This window comes from Mycobacterium sp. (assembly GCF_036488105.1).
Classification (GTDB): Bacteria; Actinomycetota; Actinomycetes; order Mycobacteriales; family Mycobacteriaceae; genus Mycobacterium.
Genome location: NZ_DASXHW010000244.1, coordinates 1 through 1,770 on the forward strand (window position 1 = coordinate 1; position 1,770 = coordinate 1,770).

Annotated in this window: 1 protein-coding gene; it reads left to right on the forward strand. The window is 66.7% G+C overall.

The window, feature by feature from the left end; all coding sequences use genetic code 11:
* Positions 1–61 precede the first annotated feature (61 nt).
* Positions 62–1,770, forward strand: a 1,709-nt coding sequence (locus VGH54_RS12745) for a transglycosylase domain-containing protein (RefSeq protein WP_414688696.1), incomplete at its 3' end; no start/stop codon positions are given.

Sequence of the window (1,770 nt, forward strand, 5' to 3'; positions counted from 1 at the left end):
GCTCGCCCGCCGCGGAAGCCGCGCAGCACCCGGACGGCGCGCGATGGCGCCCGCACGGCCAGTGAATAACGAAGGGCAGCAAGACCAGTCGGCCGCTGACAACCCGAACGGGTCAGGGGCCGATGCCGGTCTTACGCGCGCGTCCGGTCCGCCACGGCAACGGCCCGCGGTTCGGCCCGACGACCGCCTGACCACGATCCTGCCTCCCGTCAAAGACGATGCGCCGAATCGCTTTCGGGATCCGATCGACGCGGTGAAGGCCGCGCTGGACGCTCGGCCATCGTCGCGGTCTTCGGATTCGCGCGACTCGCTCGACAGGGCGTCGGCCGCACTCGACAGCAAGATGTCACGGCGTCAGGAGAGGCCCACGGGCGGGTCGGGTGCGCCGCCGACTGGTGGACCACCGGGCGGTCGTCCGCCGGGCCCACCGCGACGCAGGCCTCCGGGCTGGGCTGAGCGCCTCGACTGGGAGTGGCTGCACCACGTCAACTGGACGTGGGCCCGTCGCGGGCTCTACGTCAGCGCCGTGGTGGTCCTGCTGCTGCCGATCGTCACGTTCGCGATGGCCTACTTCATCGTCGACATTCCCAAGCCCGGCGACATCCGCACCAACCAGGTGTCGACGATTCTGGCCAGCGACGGCTCCGAGCTGGCGAAAATCGTTCCTCCCGAAGGTAATCGGGTGGACGTCAACATTGACCAGGTGCCGGTGACTGTCCGCCAGGCGGTGATCGCTGCCGAGGACCGCAACTTTTACTCCAACCCGGGCTTCTCGTTCACCGGGTTCGCGCGCGCGTTCAAGAACAACATCTTCGGCGGCGACACGCAGGGCGGTTCGACGATTACCCAGCAGTACGTCAAGAACGCGTTGGTGGGAGCCCAGCGCGCCGGCGTCGGCGGTCTGGTCCGCAAGGCCAAGGAACTCGTCATCGCCACCAAGATGTCGGGGGAGTGGTCCAAAGACGAGGTGCTGCAGGCCTATCTGAACATCATCTACTTCGGCCGGGGCGCCTACGGGATCTCGGCGGCGTCGCGGGCCTACTTCGACAAACCCGTCGAGCAACTCACCGTCGCCGACGGCGCACTGCTGGCCGCGCTGATCCAGCGCCCGTCGTCGCTGGACCCCGCGGTGAACCTCGAGGGTGCCAAGGGCCGGTGGAACTGGGTGCTCGACGGGATGGTCGACATCAAGGCGTTGTCGCCGACAGACCGTGCAGCACAGCAGTTCCCGCCGACCGTGCCACCTGAGCAGGCTCGCGCGAAAGACCAGACCACTGGGCCCAACGGGCTGATCCAGCGTCAGGTCACCAAGGAACTGCTCGAGCTGTTCAACATCGACGAGCAGACGCTGAACACCCAGGGGCTGCAGGTCACCACCACGATCGACCCGCAGGCGCAGAAGGCCGCCGAGAACGCCGTCTCGAAATATTTGGACGGGCAGAACCCCGACATGCGGACCGCGGTCGTCTCGATCGATCCGCACAACGGCGCGGTGAAGGCCTACTACGGCGGCTCGGATGCCAACGGGTTCGACTTCGCTCAGGCGGGTCTGCAGACCGGGTCGTCGTTCAAGGTGTTCGCGTTGATCGCCGCGCTCGAGCAGGGGATCGGGCTGGGCTACCAGGTGGACAGCTCACCGCTGACCGTCAACGGCATCAAGATCACCAACGTGGAGGGCGAGGGCTGCGGGGTCTGCAATATCGCCGAGGCGCTCAAGCGTTCGTTGAACACCTCGTATTACCGGCTGATGCTCAAGCTGAAGAACGGCCC